The sequence below is a fragment of the Bifidobacterium sp. H6bp9 genome (assembly GCF_032193695.1).
Lineage (GTDB): Bacteria > Actinomycetota > Actinomycetes > Actinomycetales > Bifidobacteriaceae > Bombiscardovia > Bombiscardovia kimbladii.
On sequence record NZ_JASTZY010000003.1, the window covers coordinates 142,771 to 163,584 of the forward strand.

15 protein-coding genes are annotated in these 20,814 nt (G+C 64.9%); 12 read left to right on the top strand and 3 right to left on the bottom strand.

Going from position 1 to position 20,814, the window contains the following annotated elements:
• The first annotated feature begins 84 nt into the window (after positions 1 to 84).
• The 11 genes from QRX40_RS05590 to glnA all read left to right on the top strand — a co-directional run bounded on the left by QRX40_RS05590 (position 85) and on the right by glnA (position 13,433).
• Positions 85 to 1,389: a DivIVA domain-containing protein gene (locus QRX40_RS05590; RefSeq protein ID WP_101432110.1), complete on the top strand. Its 1,305-nt coding sequence runs from the start codon at positions 85 to 87 to the stop codon at positions 1,387 to 1,389.
• Positions 1,390 to 1,401: 12 nt separating this feature from the next.
• Positions 1,402 to 1,932, top strand: coding sequence for a signal peptidase II (locus tag QRX40_RS05595; RefSeq protein WP_313836894.1), 531 nt, complete (start codon positions 1,402 to 1,404; stop codon positions 1,930 to 1,932).
• Entirely contained in the window at positions 1,929 to 2,858 is a 930-nt protein-coding gene (locus QRX40_RS05600) for an RluA family pseudouridine synthase (RefSeq protein ID WP_045924078.1), read from the top strand. Before QRX40_RS05595 ends, QRX40_RS05600 begins: the two co-directional genes overlap by 4 nt.
• A 43-nt stretch (positions 2,859 to 2,901) precedes the next feature.
• Positions 2,902 to 6,459: a DNA polymerase III subunit alpha gene (dnaE, locus tag QRX40_RS05605; RefSeq protein WP_313836895.1), complete on the top strand. Its 3,558-nt coding sequence runs from the start codon at positions 2,902 to 2,904 to the stop codon at positions 6,457 to 6,459.
• Between the two features lie 82 nt (positions 6,460 to 6,541).
• On the top strand, positions 6,542 to 7,939 hold the full coding sequence (gene hisD / locus QRX40_RS05610; protein ID WP_306221889.1) for a histidinol dehydrogenase: 1,398 nt from the start codon (positions 6,542 to 6,544) through the stop codon (positions 7,937 to 7,939).
• Entirely contained in the window at positions 7,936 to 9,084 is a 1,149-nt protein-coding gene (locus QRX40_RS05615) for a histidinol-phosphate transaminase (protein ID WP_313836897.1), read from the top strand. The genes hisD and QRX40_RS05615 overlap by 4 nt, the downstream gene beginning before the upstream one ends.
• Positions 9,085 to 9,183: 99 nt before the next feature.
• Positions 9,184 to 9,786, top strand: a complete 603-nt coding sequence (hisB, locus tag QRX40_RS05620) for an imidazoleglycerol-phosphate dehydratase HisB (protein WP_024627238.1) — start codon at positions 9,184 to 9,186, stop codon at positions 9,784 to 9,786.
• Positions 9,783 to 10,535, top strand: coding sequence for a hypothetical protein (locus QRX40_RS05625; RefSeq protein WP_313836900.1), 753 nt, complete (start codon positions 9,783 to 9,785; stop codon positions 10,533 to 10,535). The genes hisB and QRX40_RS05625 overlap by 4 nt, the downstream gene beginning before the upstream one ends.
• Before the next feature lie 31 nt (positions 10,536 to 10,566).
• Entirely contained in the window at positions 10,567 to 11,316 is a 750-nt protein-coding gene (gene hisH / locus QRX40_RS05630) for an imidazole glycerol phosphate synthase subunit HisH (RefSeq protein WP_313836902.1), read from the top strand.
• 1 nt (position 11,317) lies between these two features.
• Entirely contained in the window at positions 11,318 to 12,049 is a 732-nt protein-coding gene (gene priA / locus QRX40_RS05635; RefSeq protein WP_313836904.1) for a bifunctional 1-(5-phosphoribosyl)-5-((5-phosphoribosylamino)methylideneamino)imidazole-4-carboxamide isomerase/phosphoribosylanthranilate isomerase PriA, read from the top strand.
• A 46-nt stretch (positions 12,050 to 12,095) separates the two neighbouring features.
• A complete protein-coding gene (gene glnA / locus QRX40_RS05640; RefSeq protein WP_313836905.1) occupies positions 12,096 to 13,433 on the top strand; it encodes a type I glutamate--ammonia ligase in 1,338 nt (445 codons plus the stop codon).
• Positions 13,434 to 13,442: 9 nt separating this feature from the next.
• On the opposite strand, the gene QRX40_RS05645 is transcribed toward glnA, so the two are convergent.
• The 3 genes from QRX40_RS05645 to QRX40_RS05655 are packed head-to-tail and all read right to left on the bottom strand — an operon-like array spanning position 13,443 to position 19,056.
• The gene (locus QRX40_RS05645) at positions 13,443 to 14,330 is read right to left on the bottom strand and encodes a hemagglutinin (protein WP_156147901.1); all 888 of its coding nucleotides are present in this window, start codon (positions 14,328 to 14,330) and stop codon (positions 13,443 to 13,445) included.
• On the bottom strand, positions 14,327 to 18,397 hold the full coding sequence (hrpA, locus tag QRX40_RS05650; protein ID WP_313836907.1) for an ATP-dependent RNA helicase HrpA: 4,071 nt from the start codon (positions 18,395 to 18,397) through the stop codon (positions 14,327 to 14,329). The genes QRX40_RS05645 and hrpA overlap by 4 nt, the downstream gene beginning before the upstream one ends.
• Positions 18,394 to 19,056 (bottom strand): methyltransferase, encoded by a 663-nt coding sequence (locus QRX40_RS05655; RefSeq protein WP_313836908.1) that lies wholly within the window; start codon positions 19,054 to 19,056, stop codon positions 18,394 to 18,396. The genes hrpA and QRX40_RS05655 overlap by 4 nt, the downstream gene beginning before the upstream one ends.
• A gap of 222 nt (positions 19,057 to 19,278) precedes the next feature.
• Here QRX40_RS05655 and hflX point away from each other — a divergent pair, with 222 nt between their 5' ends.
• Positions 19,279 to 20,745 carry a GTPase HflX gene (gene hflX / locus QRX40_RS05660; protein ID WP_313837027.1) on the top strand — a complete coding sequence of 489 codons (1,467 nt, stop codon included), beginning with the start codon at positions 19,279 to 19,281 and terminating at the stop codon, positions 20,743 to 20,745.
• The last annotated feature ends 69 nt before the right edge of the window (positions 20,746 to 20,814 follow it).

Below are 20,814 nucleotides of genomic sequence, written 5' to 3' on the forward strand. Positions count from 1 at the left end.
ACCGTGGATACGGCAGACTCCGTGCTAGCATGCAGTAAGAGAACACAATCGGGCTGGTTGGCCTGAAGCGAGGTGGAGAAACATATGGCTCTATTGACGCCTAATGACATAAGGGAGCATACCTTCCAGACAGTGCGGTTTAAGGAAGGCTACGACGTCGACGAGGTCGACGACTTCCTGGATCAGGTCACCGATACGGTTGAAGCTCTGGGTAAGCAGGCCATGCAAGGCAACGCCGCTTCCACCCAGTCCCTGGGTACCGATGTGGCCTCGCTGAACTCGAAGATTTCCGACCTGACGGCTCAGGTCGAATCCCTGCAGAAGGAGAACCGGGATCTGAAGCAGGCCCAGGGGTCCGCCGCCCAACAGCCTGCCGTGGATGCCCAGACCAAGCGACTGCTGGCCGAGTCCCAGAGCCAGGTCAAGACCCTGGCCTCCCAGAACGACCAGCTCAAGCGTCAGGTCGAGCAGCTCAACTCCCAAATCGACCAGCTTACCGCCCAGGCCGCCGCGGGCAACAACACCCAGGCGCTGACCAACCAGCTGACGGCCATGCAAAAGGAGCGCGACCAGGCCCGCCAGCAGGTCCAGGCTCTGACCAACCAGCTCAATGCCTCCCAGCAGGGCATGGCCACGGCCCGCCAGCAGGTCACCCAGGCCCAGAAGGCTTCTCAGGAGCAGCAACAGCGCACCGAACAGCTGAACAAGGAGCTGGAGGAGTCCCGCAAGCGCGAGGAGCAGCTGCGTCAGCAGGTCTCCAAGGCCGAGCCCTCCACCGAAACGGGCAGCCTGCAGCGGATCGCGGGCGCTGGCGCCGAGGCCAGCAGCGAACCCGAGAGGGCCACCGCCATGCTCACCCTGGCCATGCAACTGCACGATCAGTACGTCGACAAAGGCAAGGCCAACGCCTCCCAGCTGGTGGCCGAGGGCCACGCCCAGCACGACGACATCGTCAAGAAGGCGGAGGACTACTCCAAGAGGACCCGCGCCGAAGTGGACGAGTATTCCAAGCGCGTGCACTCCGAGGCCGATGGCTACTCACAGCGCGTACGCTCCCAGGCTGACGAGTACTCGGTCAAGACCCGTTCCGATGCCGACGCCTATTCCAAGCGCCAGCACACCCAGGCCGACGAGTACGAGACCCAGGTGCAGACCCGTGCCCAGGAGTACGACAAGAACACCCGCGACAGCGCCGACCGCTATGCCGCCGATGTCAAGAACAAGCTCATGGATCAGTCCAAGGTTCTGGAGGAGAACATCCAGGGTCTCAAGCAGTTCGAGGCGGGCTACCGCAGCAAGCTGACCGAGTTCCTCAACCAGCTCATCAACCAGATCTCGGACACCAGCAATTACCAGTCCATGGAAAAGAAGTCCGAACAGGCCCACTGATTCCATCCGGTAATGACCAAGAACACATACAAGAGACGGCTGCGCGGGCGCGTGGCCGTCTTCGTCGCTCTGGCGGCAGTGGCCATAGCGTTGGATCAGGTGACCAAGGCCTTGGCCTTGGCTCGGCTGGGCAAGGGGGTCAGTGTGGCACTGCCGGGTCCTCTCCATGGTCTGCGACTGGTGCGCAACCCTGGGGCTTCTCTTGGATTGGGATCCGGGAGTACCTGGGTCATATCCCTGATTGCTCTGGCCGCCTGCCTGCTCATCATTGTTCTGGCCCTGCGGACCACCTCCATGGCCTGGACCCTGGCCCTCTCCCTGGCCTTCTCAGGGGCGGCAGGCAATCTGATCGACCGGGTGGCCTATGCATCAGGCTTTCTTGACGGTGCCGTGGTCGACTTTCTGGACTACGGATGGTCGGTGGGCAATGTGGCCGACATCTATCTGACTCTGGCCGGTGTTGCCGTGGTGGCGTTCATTGCCTGCAATGTGCAGTTCAGCGACAGATCCCAACCCAAAGAACATGGGGGAGCAGCCAAGTGACCCGGCTTCTTCCCACGCCGGATGCCCTGGTGGGTCGGCGCCTGGATATGGCCCTGTCCAAGATGCTGGGCCTGTCCAGGGCCAAGGCCAGCGATCTGGTGGCCCAGGGCCATGTGCGGATCATGGGCCGTCGGGTGAACAAGGCCACCACCCTGATGAGCGGCGATCTGATAGAGCTGGACGAACCCGAGCCGGCCACACAGGTGGAGCCGGTGGCTGAGGACATGCCCGTGGTCTACGAGGACGAGGACGTGGTCGTCGTTGACAAGCCGGTTGGGGTGGCGGCACATCCCTCCATAGGCTGGACCGGACCAACTGTTCTGGGCAGCCTCCTGCAGCGGGGCACCCACATCACCTCCATGGGGGCCCAGGGCCGTCAGGGCATCGTCTCCCGCCTGGACGCAGGCACCAGCGGCCTTATGCTGGTCTGCAAGTCCGACCTGGCCTACAAGGAGATGCGCCGGCAGTTCGCTCGGCATGAGGTGGTCAAGATCTACCACGCCCTGGTCCAGGGCAATCTTTCCCAGGACAAGGCCACCATCGAGGCTCCCATCGGCCGGGCCCGGGTCTCGGACTTCCGCTTCACCGTCACCCCCGCAGGCAAGGAGGCCATCACCCACTGGGACGTACTGGAGCGCTTCGGCTCGGCCACCCTGGTCAGCGTCAATCTGGAGACCGGGCGCACCCACCAGATACGCGTGCACTTCTCCTCCATAGGACACCCCCTGGTGGGCGACCACATGTATGGGGCCAACCCCGACCTGGCGGACAGGCTGGGCCTGAAGCGGCAGTGGCTGCACGCCATGCGCTTGGAATTCCGCCATCCCCGCACCAAGATCTGGACCAAGGTGGTCTCCTCCTATCCGGCTGATCTGCGCCGCGCCCTGCAGATCGAACGCCAGAGCGCCACTGGTATACGCAGCTAGCGGACTCCAGCGATTCGGCCAGGGTCCTGGGTAAGTTGGAGATATGTCCTCAACCCGGTCAGACTTCGTTCACCTTCACACCCATACCCACTATTCCACCCTAGACGGGGCCAGCAGGATCCCCGACCTGGTTGCCGAGGTGGGGCGGCTGGGGCAGCCGGCCGTGGCCATCACCGACCACGGCAACATGCACGGGGCCTACGAGCTCTGGCGGACGGCCGTGGATGCCGACATCAAGCCCATCATCGGCATCGAGGCCTACGTGACCCCTGAGACTGCCCGCCAGGACAAGAGCCGGGTCCACTGGGGAACCGACGAGCAGCGTTCCGACGATGTCTCCGGCGGCGGCTTCATCACCCACATGACCCTCTGGGCCAGCGACGACACGGGTCTGGTCAACCTGATCAAGGCCTCCTCGATGGCCAATTTGGAGGGTCTGGTCGGCAAGTGGCCCCGCATGGACAAGGATCTGCTGTCCACCTACCACCAGGGGGTCATCGCCACCACCGGCTGCCCCTCGGGCATCGTCCAGACCAGGCTGAGGCTGGGCCAGTTCGACGAGGCCCTGCGGGCGGCGGGGGAGTTCCAGGACATCTTCGGCAAGGAGAACTACTACGTGGAGCTGATGGACCACGGGCTGGAGATCGAGCATCGCGTGACCAAGGAACTGCTGGAGATCGCCCGTCGTCTGGATGCACCCCTGGTGGCCACCAACGACTCGCACTATGTGCGCAAGGAGGATGCCTCGGCCCAGGATGCCCTGCTCTGCATCAACTCGGGATCCCGGCTGACCGATCCAGGCCGTTTCAAGTTCGACGGCACCGGCTACTACATCCGCTCGGCCCAGGAGATGCGGGAGATCTTCAAGGAGTTCCCCGAAGCCTGCGACAACACCCTGGAGATCGCGGAACGCTGCAACGTCATGTTCGACGATCACGAGGACGGGGCCTTCATGCCCCGCTTCGACTGCCCGGAGGGCTGGGACGAGACCTCCCTCTTCCTGAAGAAGGTGGACGAGGGGTTGAAGAACCGCTACCCGGACGGGGTGCCCGAGGAGGTCTCCCACCAGGCCGACTACGAGTGCGGGGTCATCTGCCAGATGCAGTTCACCGGATACTTCCTGGTGGTGGCCGATTACATCAACTGGGCCAAGCAGCATGGCATCATGGTGGGGCCGGGCCGTGGATCGGCGGCAGGATCCATGGTGGCCTACGCCATGGGCATCACCGAGCTGGATCCGCTCAAGCACGGGCTGATCTTCGAGCGCTTCCTCAACCCCGAGCGCGTCTCCCTGCCCGATATCGACGTGGACTTCGACCCCGAGGGGCGCATGAAGGTCCTGGACTACGTGGGCCGCAAGTACGGCTCCGACAAGGTGGCCCAGTGCGTGACCTACGGCACCATCAAGACCAAGCAGGCCCTGAAGGACTCAGCCAGGATCATGGACTACGAGTACTCGGTGGGCGACCAGGTCACCAAGGCCCTGCCGCCCACGGTCAACGGCAAGGACATGAGCCTCAAGGAGATCTTCGACCCCCAGTCCAAGCGCTACCCGGAGGCCAAGGAGTTCCGCGATCTGTACGAGTCCAACCCGGATGTCAAGCGGATCACCGAGGAGGCCAAGGGCATCGAGGGCATCATCCGCCAGACCGGTGTGCACGCCTGCGCCACCATCATGGCCTCCAACCCCATCACCAATACCTCGCCGCTGATGGAGCGCACCGACGGCACGGTGACCACCACCTTCGAGTACCACACCTGCGAGACCCTGGGGCTGGTCAAGATGGACTTCCTGGGGCTGTCCAACCTGACGGTCATCAGGGACACGGTCGCCAACATCAAGCGCAATGGCAAGGAGCCCATCAGCATCGAGAAGGTCCCCCTGGACGACAAGGAGACCTATCAGCTGCTCTCCCGGGGCGACACCCTGGGCGTCTTCCAGCTCGATGGCGACGGGATGCGATCCCTGCTGCGCATGCTCAAGCCCGACAACTTCAACGACATCTCCGCCCTGATCGCCCTCTACCGGCCAGGGCCCATGGATATGAACTCGCACATCAACTATGCCAAGCGCAAGAACGGGCTGCAGAAGATCGAGCCCATTCATCCGGAGGTGGCCAAGCCCCTGGCGGGCGTGCTTGACGAGACCTACGGTCTGATCGTCTACCAGGAGCAGGTCCAGTCCGCAGCCCGGATTCTGGCCGGTTACTCCCTGGGCCGAGCCGACGTGCTCCGAAGGGCCATGGGCAAGAAAAAGCCCGATGTCCTGGCCAAGGAGCAGGTGCCCTTCTTCCAGGGCATGAAAGAGCACGGCTACTCCCGGGAGGCCGCCCAAGCGGTCTGGGACGTCCTGGTGCCCTTCTCCGGCTACGCCTTCAACAAGGCGCACTCCGCGGCCTACGCCCTGATCGCATACTGGACCGCCTACCTGAAGACCCACTATCCGGTGGAGTTCATGGCCGCTCTGCTGCAGAACGAGAAGACCAACAAGGACAAGACCGCCCTCTACCTGGGTGAGGCCAGAAGGATGGGCATCCGCATCCTGGCGCCTGACATCAACGAGTCCGTGGCCGAGTACTCCGCTGTCGGCGACGTGGTCCGCTTCGGCCTGGGAGCCATACGCAATGTGGGCGACAAGGTGGTGGCGGACATCATCAAGGAACGCCAGGGGCCCCGCGGCAAATATGTCAACTTTATGGACTTCGTCAAGCGGGTGCCCATGGAGGTGCTCAACAAGCGAACCGTGGAATCCCTGATCAAGGGCGGCGCCTTCGACGGCATCGACCCCAACAGAAGAGCACTCTTCCAGATCCATGACGAGGCCGTCGACCAGGTCATGCCCATCAAGCGCAAGCAGGCCGAGGGCCAGTTCGATCTCTTCGCCGACCCCGATGACGATCTGCCCCAGCAGGATGCCTTGGGCGACGCCCAGGTGACCGTGCCTGACATCGACGAGTGGGACAAGTCCACCAAACTCAACTTCGAGCGGCAGATGCTGGGTCTGTACGTGTCCGACCATCCCTTGAGCGGCATGACTTCGGTTCTGGCTGGCATGCGTGACATGTCCATCGCCCAGCTGCTCAACCGGTCCAAGGGCATGGACGGCAAGGCGGTGACCCTGGCTGGGCTGGTCACGGCTGTTGACCGACGGGTCTCCAAGAAGGGCAATCCTTGGGCCATCGTCACCATCGAGGATCTGGAAAGCTCCATCCAGTGCATGTTCTTTGGCAAGATTTACGACGCCCACTCCGACGACCTGGTCCTGGACTCGGTCATCCGGGTGAAGGGTGTGGTCGAGCTGCGGGACGAGGCCACCAACATCCGCGTCACCGATATGGAGGTGCCCGTCCTGGAGTCGGCGGACGAGCGGCCTCTGACCATCACCCTGCCCAGGCAGGCCCTGGATCGGGGGCACATGGAGCGGCTGGCCCGGATACTCAAGTCCCACCCCGGCTACTGCCAGGTTCGTCTGGCGGTCACCGACGACCGGGGCAACGTCCGCCTGCTGACCTTTGGCGACGGATTCCGCACCAGGCACGACACCTCCATGATGGCCGAGATCAAGTCGGTCTTCGGACCCTCCTGCCTGCCGTCGGCCTAGGATGCGCCCGGAACCGTCTCACCATATGGGACGGCGGTGAGTCGCTGGCTTTGGCGACACAAAAGTTCACTACCATCAAAGTATGTCAAAGCTCATGATGAGAACCATGGATCTGCGCGGGAAAACCATGTCCCGCGCCCAACTCCTCGCCGCCATGCCCCGAGCCGATATGGGTACCCGGGAGGCCAGCGCCCAGGTGCGGCCCATACTGGACCAGGTGCGCGAGCATGGGGCTGCGGCCCTGCGCGACCTGGAGGAGAGGTTCGACCATGTGCGTCCCCATGATCTGAGGGTTCCGGCATCGGCCATGCAGGAGGCCTTGGATGGGCTGGATCCCAAGGTCAGGGCGGCAATCGAGGAGTCCGTTAGCCGCATCCGCAAGGTGTGCACCACCCAGGTGCCCAAGCCCATGGCCACCGACCTGGCACCCGGCGCCCGGGTTAGCGAGCGGTGGATCCCGGTTCAACGGGTGGGTCTGTACGTGCCTGGAGGTAAGGCCCTGTACCCCTCATCGGTCATCATGAACGCGGTCCCCGCCCAGATTGCCGGTGTCGATTCCCTGGCTGTGGCCACTCCGCCCGCCTCTGACGATCCCCGCGGTCTGCCAGCGGCCATCATCCTGGCCACCTGCGCCATCCTGGGGGTGGACGAGGTCTATGCCGTGGGCGGCGCCCAGGCCGTGGCCATGTTCGCATATGGGGCCAAGGGGTCCGAGCCCCAGGACGGGGAGATTCTCTGCGATCCGGTTGACAAGATCACCGGCCCGGGCAACATCTTCGTGGCGACAGCCAAGCAGATGGTCTCCGGCATGGTGGGCATCGACGCCGTGGCCGGCCCCACGGAAATCGCTATTCTGGCTGACGGGCAGGCCAACCCCGACTGGGTTGCGGCAGACCTGATCGGCCAGGCCGAGCATGACGAGCTGGCCGGCTCGGTGCTGATCACCGACAGCCAGGATCTGGCCCAGGGTGTTCAGGAGGCTCTGGGGCGCAGGGTGCCTCGGACCGAGCATGCCGACCGGGTGCGCACCTCTCTGGGCGGCAACCAGTCGGGAATCATCCTGACCGACGGGATCGACCAGTCCATCGACGTGGCCAATGCCTATGCAGCCGAGCATCTGGAGGTTCAGACGGCCGATCCTGATGCCGTCATCGACCGGATTCGAAACGCGGGCGCCATCTTCCGCGGTCCATACTCTCCTGTTCCCCTGGGCGACTACATGTCCGGGTCCAACCACGTCCTGCCCACCGGCGGAACCGCCCGGTTCGACGTGGCCCTGGGCGTCCACACCTTCATGAAGCCTGTCGAAGTCATCGAATATGACGAGGAGGGGCTCAAGCCCATCGCGGCCAAGATCAACGATTTCGCGGTAGCCGAGGATCTGCCCGCCCACGGCGAGTGCATCCTGAGCCGGTTCCTGGACGACCCCTATGACAAGGCCGACCTTGAAGCCAACGAAGAGAAGGCCGGTCTGCGGTGAGTGCCATACCAGCCGATCTGCCCCTGCGCACGGACCTGGTAGGGGAGGAGCCCTACGGCGCCCCCCAGCTGGATGTCCCGGTCTGCCTGAACGTCAACGAGAACCCTTACCCCCTGGACCAGGAGGTGGTCGAGGCCATCTGCCAGCGTGTGCGCCAGGTGGCCCCCGGCCTCAATCGCTATCCGGACAGGGAGCATGAGGACCTGCGGCGGGCCCTGGCGGCCTATCTGAAGAGGGAATCAGGGACCTCGCTCCAGCCCGAGCAGATCTGGGCGGCCAACGGGTCCAACGAGATCATGCTCCAGCTCTTCCAGGCCTTCGGCGGACCGGGCAGGACCGCCTTGGGCTGCGATCCGACCTACTCCATGTATCCCGAGTACGCCAGGGACACCTTCACTGACTGGGAACTGGCCCACCGGCTGCCTGATTTCAGCCTGGACATGGATACGACCATCGAACGCATCAAGGCTTTGAGGCCAGCCATGGTGCTGGTGACCAGCCCCAACAATCCCACGGGGACGCCTCTGCCCATGGATCAGCTGACCAGGCTTCTTGAGGCCTGCTCCAAGGTTCCTGTAGCAGGCGCGGATCAGTCCGCCCGACCCATCGTGGTCGTGGACGAGGCCTATATCGAGTTCCGCGACCCGGGCACGCCCTCGGCGGTCAGCCTGATCGGGCAGTACGACCATCTGGCAGTCAGCCGGACCATGTCCAAGGCCTTCGCCTTCGCTGGCGCCAGGGTGGGCTATTTGGCCGCATCCCAGGGAATAGTCGACGCGGTCCGCATCGTCCGAATGCCCTACCACCTGAGTGCCCTGACCCAGGCTGCGGCCCTGGCTGCCCTGGAGCACACGGATCTCCAGCTGGCCCGGGTGGATCAGCTTCGCCAGACCCGTCGGCGGACCGCCCAGTGGCTGGCCGGACAGAAGTTCCATGGCCGGCCCTTGACGGTGGTGCCCTCGGCGTCCAACTTCATCCTCTTCGGCATCTTCCCCGACCGGGACGCCGTCTTCGAAGCCATGAAGGATGAAGGCGTGCTGATCCGGGCCGTGGGTCCCCAGGGCTACCTGAGGGTCTGCATGGGCACGGACGCGGAGATGGATCGATTCCGTCAAACCCTGGTCCATGTTCTCAAGCGGTTCTAGGAGGATGCAGACCAGCCGAACGGCTATGCTGGTGGTCTAGACGCCGTGCAGAAGACACAGTGCGAACTGGAGAGCGCGGCAGAAAGCGGAGGAGCAGCTATGGCAGGCAGAACAGCCACCATCACCCGCCAGACCAGTGAATCCAAGGTGAGCCTGAGTCTGGACCTGGATGGCACCGGAGTGACCGATATCGACACCTCGGTTCCCTTTTATGACCATATGATGACGGCCCTGGGCAGGCATTCCCTGATCGACCTGACCATCAAGGCCAGCGGGGACACCCAGATCGACGTCCATCACACCGTCGAGGACGTGGCCATCGTCTTTGGCGAGGCCCTGGCCCAGGCCCTGGGCGACAAGCGGGGCATCAAGCGCTTCGCCGACGCCACCGTTCCCCTGGACGAGGCCCTGGCACGAGCCGTGGTCGACATTTCCGGCAGGCCCTATGCGGTCTGCACCGGCGAGCCTGAGGGGTTCGAGTATGCCATGATCGGCGGGCACTTCACCGGCTCCCTGGTCAGGCACGTCATGGAGTCCATCGCCCTGCATGCCGGCATCTGCCTGCACCTGACCCTCTTGTCGGGCAGGGATCCGCACCACATCGCCGAGGCTGAGTTCAAGGCCTTGGCTAGGGCTCTGCGCTTCGCCGTGGAGCCTGATCCCAGGGTGAAGGGGATCCCCAGCACCAAGGGGTCGCTATGAGTGCTGATGAACACGACAACAATGACAGCGAGGATCAGGGCTTGCCGGATTCCGTCCACCATCTGAGCGAGGAGGAGGTCGAGCGGGCCCTGGCCAGCTTTGAGGCCGAGTTCAATGAAGGCCAGAATCAGGCGGATCAGTCTGTTGGCCATACCGAATCAGGCGTGGCTGACGAGGCCGGTTTGGATTCCGGGCCCGCTGACGAATCGTCGGTGGAGCCGGATGAGGCTGATGGCGTTGCTGCCGATTTCGATCAAGAGCTGGAAGGCCTGATCGGCAATCGGGCCAAGGCCGCCGTCATGGTGACCCGTCTGGCTTCGGCAGAGCTTTTGGCGGCCTTCTGCCAGATATCCGATATCTCAGCTTGGTGCATCCAGGCCCGTGAGGGTGCCGTGGCCGTCCTGAGAAACCTGGACGGGGACGGACCCGAGGCGGCCATCCGCGATCTGACCACGGTCGTATCCGGGCTCAGCGCCATCCTGGCGGTCAACCGGGCCGACAAACTCGAAGTGACCCTCTGGATCAGCGGGCAGTCGGGGCAGACGCTCGCGCCGCCCATCCTCTTTGCCGCCACCGCCGACTTCGTGGAGGACCTGATGATCGGGACCACCACGGTGGACAGGCTGCGCCAGGATGGGGCCGCCATCTTCGACTCGGGGGAGTACAACCGCGAGAAGGCCATGGGCATCATCGCCTCGCACACCAGGTTCGGAGCCGGCGGATCGACTCGCCAGGGCCGCGTCGAGTAAACGTTCAGGCAAAAGACCTGCTAGGAGGAACATGACCAGGATACAGGTGTTTGACTATGGGTTCGGCAATGTCAGATCCATGGTGCATGCCCTCTCCCAGCTGGGGGTCGATGCGCAAATCAGCGCCGACCCGGACCTGGCCATGAAGGCCGACGGCCTGGTCATCCCCGGCGTGGGGGCCTACGGGGCCTGCATGGCAGGGTTGCGCGCCGTCGGCGGTGACCGCATCATCCTGGATCGCCTGGCCCAAGGGCTGCCGGTCCTGGGGGTCTGCATAGGCCTTCAGATCATGTTCCAGTTCGGGGACGAGGACGGCCGCAGCGAGCCCGGCCTGGGCCTGATCCCCGGTCGGGTGACCAGGCTGGACGCTGACGTGGTGCCCCATATGGGTTGGGACCATGTCCAGGCGCCTCAGGGAACACGACTGTTGGCAGGGGTCCAGGACCAGCGCTTCTACTTCGTCCACTCCTATGCCGCCATGGCGGTGCAGGGGGATGAACGGGCCGGCGTGGCGCAGCCCGATCTGTCCCTACGAGTATCGGCGTTGAATGAACACAGCGACAGTCAGCCAGGGTCAACAGAGGGCGCATTGTTCGGCGAACCGCTGGTTACCTGGGCCACCTATGGGCGCAGCAGATTCGTGGCCGCCTATGAATGCGGTCCCTTGAGCGCCACCCAGTTCCATCCTGAAAAGTCCGGTCAGGCCGGGGCGCGGCTGCTGACCAATTGGGTGCGGACCCTTCCCGGGGCTTCCGGGATCCCCTCCGAGAAAGGTGAATGAGATGCTGACGCTCCTACCCGCTGTCGATGTCCGCGACGGAAAGGCGGTCCGCCTCAGGCAAGGGGTCTCCGGCTCCGAGAAGGTCTACGGCGAGCCTGCCGATGCAGCCAAGGCCTGGGTCGACCAGGGTGCCCAGTGGCTCCACCTGGTGGATCTGGATGCGGCCTTCGGCACAGGAGACAACCGTGACAAGCTGGCCGCCCTGGTCAACCAGCTGGGGGATCGCGTCAAGGTGGAGTTGAGCGGCGGCATCCGTGACGATGCCAGCCTGGAGGCCGCCCTGGATGCAGGTGCCACCCGTGTCAACATCGGCACGGCGGCCCTGGAGGACCCGGAGTGGACCAGCCAGGTCCTGGCTCGCTACGGACAGAAAGTGTGCGTGGGTCTGGACGTGCGCGGACACACCCTGGCCGCCCGGGGCTGGACCAGACAGGGCGGGGACCTTTTCGAGGCCATGGAGCGGCTGGACCGGGACGGGTGCAGCCGGTACGTGGTCACCGACGTGACCCGCGACGGGATGATGACCGGCCCCAACCTGCATCTGCTGGGACAGGTGGCTGACCGGACCCCGGCCAAGGTGACGGCATCGGGCGGCATATCCAGCCTGGATGACCTGAGCCACATCCTGGGTCTGGTGGATCGGGGCGTGGACAGCGCCATTCTGGGCAAGTCCCTCTATGAGGGGGCCTTCACCCTGGGGCAGGCACTGGACCTGGTCTCAAAGCATTGTTAACGCTATAAGCAAGTCTGCGAAATATAGGAATGGGAGCATAAGCTCTATGGATAAGCAAGAGGAGTTCGCGCTGCGCACTGTCGAGGAGCGCGATGTCCGGTTCATTCGCCTCTGGTTCACCGACGTCTTGGGAACCCTGAAGTCGGTGGCCATAGCGCCCACCGAGCTGGAGGTGGCCTTCGAGGAGGGGCTGGGCTTTGACGGCTCGGCCATCGAGGGCATGACCAGGGTCTCCGAGGACGACATGATCGTCAAGCCCGACCCGTCCACCTTCCAGATCCTTCCCTGGAGGGGAGGGCCGCAGGGCACAGCCCGGATCTTCTGCGACGTGCTCACCCCGGACGGCGAGCCCAGCAGCGGGGATCCCCGGCACGTGCTCAAGCGGGCCCTGGCCAAGGCCAAGGAGAAGGGATTCATCTTCTACACCCATCCGGAGATTGAATTCTACCTGTTCGAGAATCAGGAGGACTGGTCCCAGAACCCGACCCCCATCGACGAGGGCGGATACTTCGACCATGTGCCCCGCAGCCCGGGGATGGACTTCCGCCGGGCCTGCGTCAACATGCTGGAGCAGATGGGCATCTCGGTGGAGTACTCCCACCACGAGGCCGGGCCGGGGCAGAACGAAATCGACCTGCGCTATGCCGACGCCCTGACCACCTCCGACAACATCATGACCTTCCGGACCGTGGTCAAGGAGATCTCCCTGGAGCGGGGGATCTACGCCAGCTTCATGCCCAAGCCCTTCACCGACCAGCCTGGATCGGGCATGCACACCCATCTGAGCCTGTTCGAGGGGGACACCAACGCCTTCTACGAGGTAGGCCAGGAGTTCAACATGTCCCAGACGGCCCGGCAGTTCGCCGCCGGCATCCTGGCCCACGCGGCCGAGATCTGCGCGGTGACCGACCAGTATGTCAACTCCTACAAGCGTCTCTGGGGCGGGGCCGAGGCGCCCAGCTACGTCTGCTGGGGGCACAACAACCGGTCCGCCCTCCTGCGCATACCCCAGTACAAGCCCGGCAAGGGCAACTCGGCCAGGATGGAGTTCCGCGGGCTGGATCCGGGGGCCAACCCCTATCTGGCCTATTCGGTGCTGCTGGCTGCCGGCCTGGACGGGATCGAGCAGAAGATGACCCTGTGCGAGCCCACCAGCGATGATGTCTGGGAGCTGACCGACGCCGAGCGGCAGGCCATGGGCATCGAGCCCCTGCCTGACAGTCTGGACGCGGCGCTCAAGGTCATGGAGAAGTCGGACTTCGTGGCCCAGGTGCTTGGCGAGCAGACCTTTGAGTACTTCCTGCGCAACAAGCGTCGGGAGTGGGCCGGATACAGCCGGCAGGTCACCCCCTACGAGCTGGCCTACTACCTGCCCAGGCTTTGAAACCGGGGCTCACTGGTCCGATCGGCCGAACCAGTTGTTGTAGATGATGACGAAGTTGCGGTTGCCGTAGCTCGAGCAGCGGTCGCCTTCGCCGTCGCCTGCCTGCAACGCTGCCTCGTTGGGCTGGTAGGGCGTATAGATGTAGAGCAGGGCGGTGGCGTCGTTCTCGATGTAGACCTTGCCGCTGCCGCAGGAGGCATCGGGGCTGAAGCGCACATCGTTCAGGGCCTTGGTCTGGTAGGCATACTGGTCCCGATGGGCCTGGTAGTAGCGGAATCGGTGGGCGGCCCCGTAGACCTGATTGAAGAATCCGGCATAGCGGGTGTCGCAGTCTGCATCGTCTGGGCAGGAAAGGCCCATGGCCGACTTGAGCTGGACCTGTGTGGGGGATTGGTTGGTGGCCACCAGATGCTGCTCCTTTTGCAGCATGGTCAGAAGGACCTTCTGGCTGATTCCACAGGAGCGGGCGGCACCGTCGATGATCTGAGCCGCGCTCTGCCTCTTGCCGCCCTTGTAGGCATCACACAGACCGTCACCGGGACGGTCGGGGACATCCATCTGCAGGCTGCGCAGGCAGGTGGATCCGCTGCATGAGGCCTCGTGTTTGTTTAAAAAGTCCTGGACATCGTCGGCGTTCATATCGACGGTGTCATGGAAGCGGTGATCGGTGATGATTTTGCCTGGATTGAAAACGTACTCCTGGGACAGCTCCTCCTGGTGGCGGATGACGCGGCCGACCATCAGCCGGTAGGAGACGAAGCGGACGGCCAGGATGCACAGGGCGACCACCAGGACTATGGCCATCAGGGCGGCCCCAAGGGTCTGCGCGCGGCGGAGGGTCATCCGTCCGCGTTTGGTGCTGCCCCTGCGTGATCGTCCCGATGGTTTCGTGCTCATGGCTTTCCTTCCAGCACCTTCCTGATCCGTTGCAGGCTGACAGGGATGGCCGTCCCCAGCTCCTGGGCCCAGATGGAGACAAAGTACTCCTCCATCATCCAACGTCCCCTTCGCGCACGGTCCATGGCCTGGTCTCGTCCGGGACCGGCGGGCAGGGCCTGGGCCGCCTTGGCCGCCTGGTCCACCAGATCCTGGGCGGTCTGCGCCTGCCATGCCCATCGTACGTCACGGTCCTTGTCCCTGCGGGCCTTGTTCAGGCGCATCAGGTCCGCCTTCAGATATGTGCGCAGGCGGGGAAGGGCATAGGGCGGGTCGGCGCCGATGAAGCCCTTGGCCACCAATCCGCCGGCGTGCTGGCGGATCCACTGCAGGACCGAGAGCAGGGGAAGATCGGCGGGGCCAGACACGGCCTTGTCCACCTGGGCCGAGGTCTCCAGAATGGCGACCACATCCTTGGCTAACTGGTAGACGGTGTCCTCGTAGACCTGGCTGACGCCGGCCACAGCCTCCTGCAGGGACCGGTCGTCGGTGATGGCCTCGGTGTGGGGGATCAGGCGCTTGACAGCAGCCATCTGCAGGTCCTCGGCAAGGGCGGAGGTGTCCGGGTAGGGGGCCGAGGCCAGCATCAGGGCCTCCCGGCTCAGCCAGCGCGAGGAGATCCTTTGGGCAGGCAGGTGGAGCTTGCCCAGGGCGGCCTGCCAGAGCAGCTCCTCTCGCGGTTTGGTGGTGGCACCGGACTGGTGAAGCAGGTCGGCGCTCTTGACCACCTGGCCCTGTCGGGCGGCCTTGCTGGCCTGGGAGTCAACCCGGGACCGGGCCGACTGCCGGGCCTGTCCGGCCAGGTCGCGCTGCAGGTCGGTCAGGGACTTGGACCGGCCCAGGACCTTGGGATGGCCGTGGCGCCGTTTCTCCTCCACCTGGAAGGTGGGCCGCAGGTAGTCGGGCAGTCGTTCCAGCCTGTCCTGGGTGAAGACCTCCGGGTGCAGCTGGGCTCCGACCGTGTCTATGGCCGCGGCGGTGAAGGCCTGCTCGAAGTCCGGCCAGCCCTCGGCGGGGATGGCTTCTGCACCGTTTTCGTTCCCGGACGCAGACTGCTGGTCAGCCGATCCGTAGGTGGCCTGCTCTGCCGGGTCAGGATCGGCGCCGGGCAGCAGGGGATAGTGGCCGTCTATCCAGGCGCGGATGGTCCGGGCGGCGTCAGGGGCGGGTACGAACTGGACCCGCAGGGCCTTGGGCAGGGACTTGATGGTGGCTGTGATCAGATCGTCCAGGAGGCCGGGCACGGTCCAGCTGAACTGTCCGGGCGTCAGCTTGTTCAGGCAGTGCAGGGGGATGTGGACCGTGATGCCGTCGTCCGGCTCTCCCGGCTGATAGCGGTAGGTCAGGGGCAGATCCATGGGCCGGCCGTCGGTGCCCAGGGTGTGCCAGTGGTCGGGGTAGTCTCCGGGTCGGTAGGAGGCGGACTGGTCGTTCAGGCGCTCCACCTTGTCAGGGTCGAAGTCCAGCAGGTGGGGGTCCGCATCGTGGTGCCGCCGCCACCAAGAGCCCAGTGCGGCCAGGGAAGTGGCCTCCTGGGGGATGCGCTCCTGGTAGAAGTCGTAGAGGTCCTCCTCGGTGACGGCGCCGGTCGCCTGGCGGGTTCTGCTGGTCCGCTCACCGGCCTCGCTGAGCACCTGCCGGTTGGCCTGGATGAAGCCGTCATGCGGGAAGCGCTCGCGCACGTCGCCCTGGACCAGGCCCTGGCGTATCAGCATGTCCCGGGCCTGGCCGGGGTTGATCCGTGCCCACTGGACGGTCCTGTCGCGCACGATGGGCAGACCGTAGAGCAGGACCTTGGAAGTTGCGACCGCGGCACCACGGGAAGCCGACCAGTGGGGTTCGGCGTAGGTGGTCCTGGTCAGGGACTTGGCAAGGGGTTCGGCCCAGGCCGGATCGATGGCCGCGCAGCAGCGAGCCCAGAGCCGGGAGGTCTCCACCAGCTCGGCGGCCATGATCCAGGGCGGATTGGCCTTGGAGAGCGCAGATCCGGGGAAGATGGCGAAATGCGTGCCGCGCGCCCCCTGGTAGTCGTTCTTGGCCTGCCGGCGCGCCCGTTTCATGGCCTTGGCCCGGGCCGCGCCATGCAGGCCGGCGAAATCGGAGGCCTTGGGCTCGTGGATCACCTGCATGCCCAGGCTGGAGAGCAGGCCGGCCAGCATGGAACGATGGATGCCCTGGTCGTCCCAGGAGCAGATCAGGGCGTGTGCCGCCTGCTGCCCCATAGGCAGGGCCAGCAGAGCCTGGTCCGGACCCTTGACGGGGACGGGGGAGCCTACCTTCATGTGCAGGCCCCGGCACATCTGGGCCAGCTGCCGGTAGAGGTCATGCCACTGCCGCATGCGCAGGAAGGCCATGTACTCCTGCTTGCAGGCCTTGCGCAGGGCCCCGTTGGATGGCTCCTTGTCCTGCGGGAAGAAGCGGTTCCAGATGTTCAGGGCGGTCAGGAAGTCGCTGGAGGGGTCCTCGTAGCGGGCATGGATCCTGTCGGCCTCCTCGCGCTTCTCCTCCGGGCGCTCGCGAGGGTCCTGCAGGGAGAGGAAGGCCACGACCACCAGAACGGCGGCCAGGGTGTCCGGGGTGGCGTCCTGGCCGGCCTGCAGGATCATTCTGCCCAGACGGATGTCGATGGGGATCCTGGCCAGCCGTCGTCCCAGATTGGTCAGCCGGATGAGGCCCTGCCGGCGGGAGATGGCCTGCAGCTCGGTCAGCTCCCGCAGACCGTCGCTGACCGCACGGGTGTCGGGCGGATCGATGAAGCCGAAGTCGGTGACGTCCTCGGCCGTATGGGCCACGCCCACCGAGAGCATGTGCAGGATGACCGAGCCCAGGGAGGTGCGCAGGATCTCCGGGTCGGTGAACTTGGGACGGGCGTCATAGTCATCCTTGGCATACAGACGGATGGCGATGCCGTCGGCCACGCGCCCGCAGCGACCCGCCCGCTGATCGGCTGAAGCCTGGGAGATAGGTTCGATGGGCAGGCGCTGGACCTTGGCCGACTTGGAGTAGCGGCTGATCCTGGCCAGTCCCGGATCCACCACATAGCGAATGCCCGGCACCGTCAGGGAGGTTTCGGCCACGTTGGTGGCGATGACGATGCGCTGATGGCCGTGGCTTTCGAAGACCCGGTGCTGCTCCTTGGCCGACAGGCGGGCGAAGAGGGGGATGATCTCCAGGGCGTCCGGTCGGCGCATGTCGGAGGTCCGAGGGCCGAAGTGCCGTCGCAGAGCGGTCTCGTACTCGCGGATATCGCGTTCTCCGGCGGCGAAGACCAGGATGTCCCTGGGACCGTCCACGTGGGTGGAGTGGATGACCAGCTCGGCGCAGGCCCGGGCCACCGCCTGAGGCATGTCGGGCTCCTCCCTGTCCGGGCCTTCCTTCTCGGAGTCGAACCCGGGGACATGCCGCATCAGGGCAGGGGCCGACCCAGCAGGCTCGTAGAGGGTCTGGACCGGATAGGTGCGGCCGGAGACCTCCAGCACGGGCACCTGGGTGTGCAGGGCCTTGGCGAAGTGGTCGCGGAACTTGACCGAATCAATGGTGGCCGAGGTGATGATCAGCTTCAGATCGGGCCGCTTGGGCAGCAGGGCGGTCAGGTACCCCAGCAGAAAGTCGATGTTCAGGCTGCGCTCGTGGGCCTCGTCGATGATGATGGTGTCGTAGGCCCGCAGCTGCGGATCGCCCTGGATCTGCGCCAGGAGGATGCCGTCGGTGACCACTCGCAGACGGGTGCTTCGGCTGGACTTGTCGGTGAATCGCACCTGGTAGCCGATCTGATCGCCCAGCCTGGTGCCCGTCTCCGAGGCGATGCGCTCGGCCACGGTTCTGGCGGCGATCCTTCTGGGCTGGGTGTGCACAATCTGGCGGCCGTGGTCGCCGCGACCCATTTCCAGGAGGATCTTGGGGATCTGGGTGGTTTTGCCTGAGCCGGTCTGGCCCGAGACGATGACCACCTGGGAGGACTGCACGGCATGGACGATGTCCTCCTTGGCCGCGCTGATGGGCAGCTCGGCAGGATACTCGAACCTCATGCCCGGCCCACCTCGATGATCCGGTAGCCCTTGGACGAGGCATACTTATCCGCCGTCCATCCGGGGCCCAGGGCGTCAGCCAGCCATGGAATCAGGGAGTCGGCGCCCAGGTTGCGCTGAACCACCAGGTAGGCCAGGCCCTGGGGCTTCAGCCTGGGCAGGTAGGTCATCAGCAGGTCGTGCAGGGCCGCCTTGCCCACCCGGATGGGCGGATTGGACCAGATCAGGTCGAAGCGCAGATCGTCCGGCACCTGTTCCGGGGTCAGGGTATGCACCCTGTCAAGGTTCTGGGATCGGGCGTTGCGGGCGGTCAGATCCAGGGCTCGCAGGTTGGTGTCTACAGCGTAGACGTTGGCCTTGGGCGACTGTATGGCCATGTTCAGGGCGATGGGACCCCAGCCGCAGCCCAGGTCCAGAAAATCGCCCTCGGCCGGGGGTTGGGGGACGCGTTTGAGCAGGACCGAAGTGCCCAGGTCAAGCCTGCCTGAAGAGAAGACCCCGTGGGAGACCTCCACCTGGCAGGTGCGGCCGGCCAGCTCCACCTGGATGGTCCGCCGCTGGTCGGGGGAGGCTGGACGGGCTACGAAGTACTGTTCGCCTCCGTCCGTCCCGGTCCTGGAGGATTGCCCCCGGCTGCTGCCATGGTCCCTGTGCGTCATGTCCATCCTGTCCGTCTTTGAAATCTGCCCGTCCCTCGGGCATCCGCTGATGTCTGCTAAGAAGATGATAATAAAGACTGTGTCATGATTCCGCCTACACCGGATTCGTTCCCTAGTCCATAGATCAATGCAGAGGTGCCTTTGACCCAAGAAAAACCGACCCAAGAACATGGTTCAGCAGTTGTCGATGCCCACCAGGACCCGCTCGCCCACAAGTCCGAGGTGCTGACCGGCAGCGAGGGGCAGGTCGGGCAGGACCAGGATCAGGAGTGGCAGGAGCGCAGCCGGCGCAATGCCTTCCGCCATGTCGAGGGACTGGGCGAGCTCCAGGACGTGACCGAGGTGGAGTACCGCAAGGTCCGTCTGGAGCGGGTGGTCCTAGTCGGCGTCTGGTCGGGTTCGCGGACCACGGTCGGTCAGGCCGAGGAGTCCCTGCGCGAACTGGCCGCCCTGGCGCGGACGGCCGGGGCCGAGGTGCTTGACGGGCTGCTCCAGCAGCGGGTCAAGCCGGATCCGGCCACCTACCTGGGTTCGGGCAAGGCACGGGAGCTGGCGGATATCGTAACTGGGCTGGGCGCCGACACCATCATTACCGATGACGACCTTCATCCCTCCCAGCGACGTGCCCTTGAGGATGTCACCAAGGTCAAAGTGGTCGACAGGACAGCCTTGATTCTGGATATATTCGCCCAGCATGCCACCAGCCGCGAGGGCAAGGCCCAGGTGGAGCTGGCCCAATTGGAGTACATGCTGCCCAGGCTGCGCGGCTGGGGCGGATCCCTCTCCCGCCAGGCCGGCGGCCAGGCTGCAGGGCAGGCCGGCGGCATAGGCTCCCGCGGCCCGGGAGAGACCAAGATCGAGACCGACCGTCGGGTCATCAGACGACGGATTTCCCGGCTGAAGCGTCAGATCGCCCAGATGGCCCCCTCGCGCCAGGTCAAGCGTGGGTCGCGTCGGCGTTACCAGCTGCCGGCAGTGGCCGTGGTGGGGTATACCAACGCCGGCAAATCCTCGCTGACCAACCGGCTGACCGGCTCCGAGGAGTTGGTGGAGAACGCCCTCTTCGCCACGCTGGATACGGCCGTCAGGCGCACCAAGACGGCAGACGGCCGGCTCTACGTCTACGTGGACACGGTCGGGTTCGTACGCCGTCTGCCCACCCAGCTGGTCGAGGCCTTCAAATCCACCCTGGAGGAGGTGGGGCAGTCCGATCTGATTCTGCACGTCGTAGACGGCTCCCATCCCGATCCCTTCGGGCAGATCAGGGCTGTGGACGCCGTGCTGGCAGACATCCCCGGCGCTGAGTCCATTCCCCGCCTGCTGGTCTTCAACAAGGCTGATCTGATCGATCAGGATGCCCGGCAGCGTCTCGCCAACCTTGAGCCCGAGGCCTTCCTGGTCTCGGCCAGGCAGGGTCGGGGTCTGGAGCCCCTGCGCAGACGGGTGGAGGAGCTGCTGCCCGCCCCCGCTGTGCATGTCCAGGCTATCCTCCCGTACACCAGCGGCTCCCTGCTGGAGCAGGTGCGGCAGCTGGGACGGGTGGATTCGTTGGAATACCGGGCCGATGGGGTTGCGCTGAGCGCTGATGTGGATGACCGGCTGGCAGCTGCCGTGCTTGACCAGGCCATTGATCCGAAGCCCTTGCAGGCTTCAGCGGGTGACACGCCATCAGCCGGGCTGAGCTCATAAGAGCAGGTGCACGCCAGGTCATCTATGCTGGGTAGACTACGTATGTTGTCAGCGGCAAACCCGTTTCCC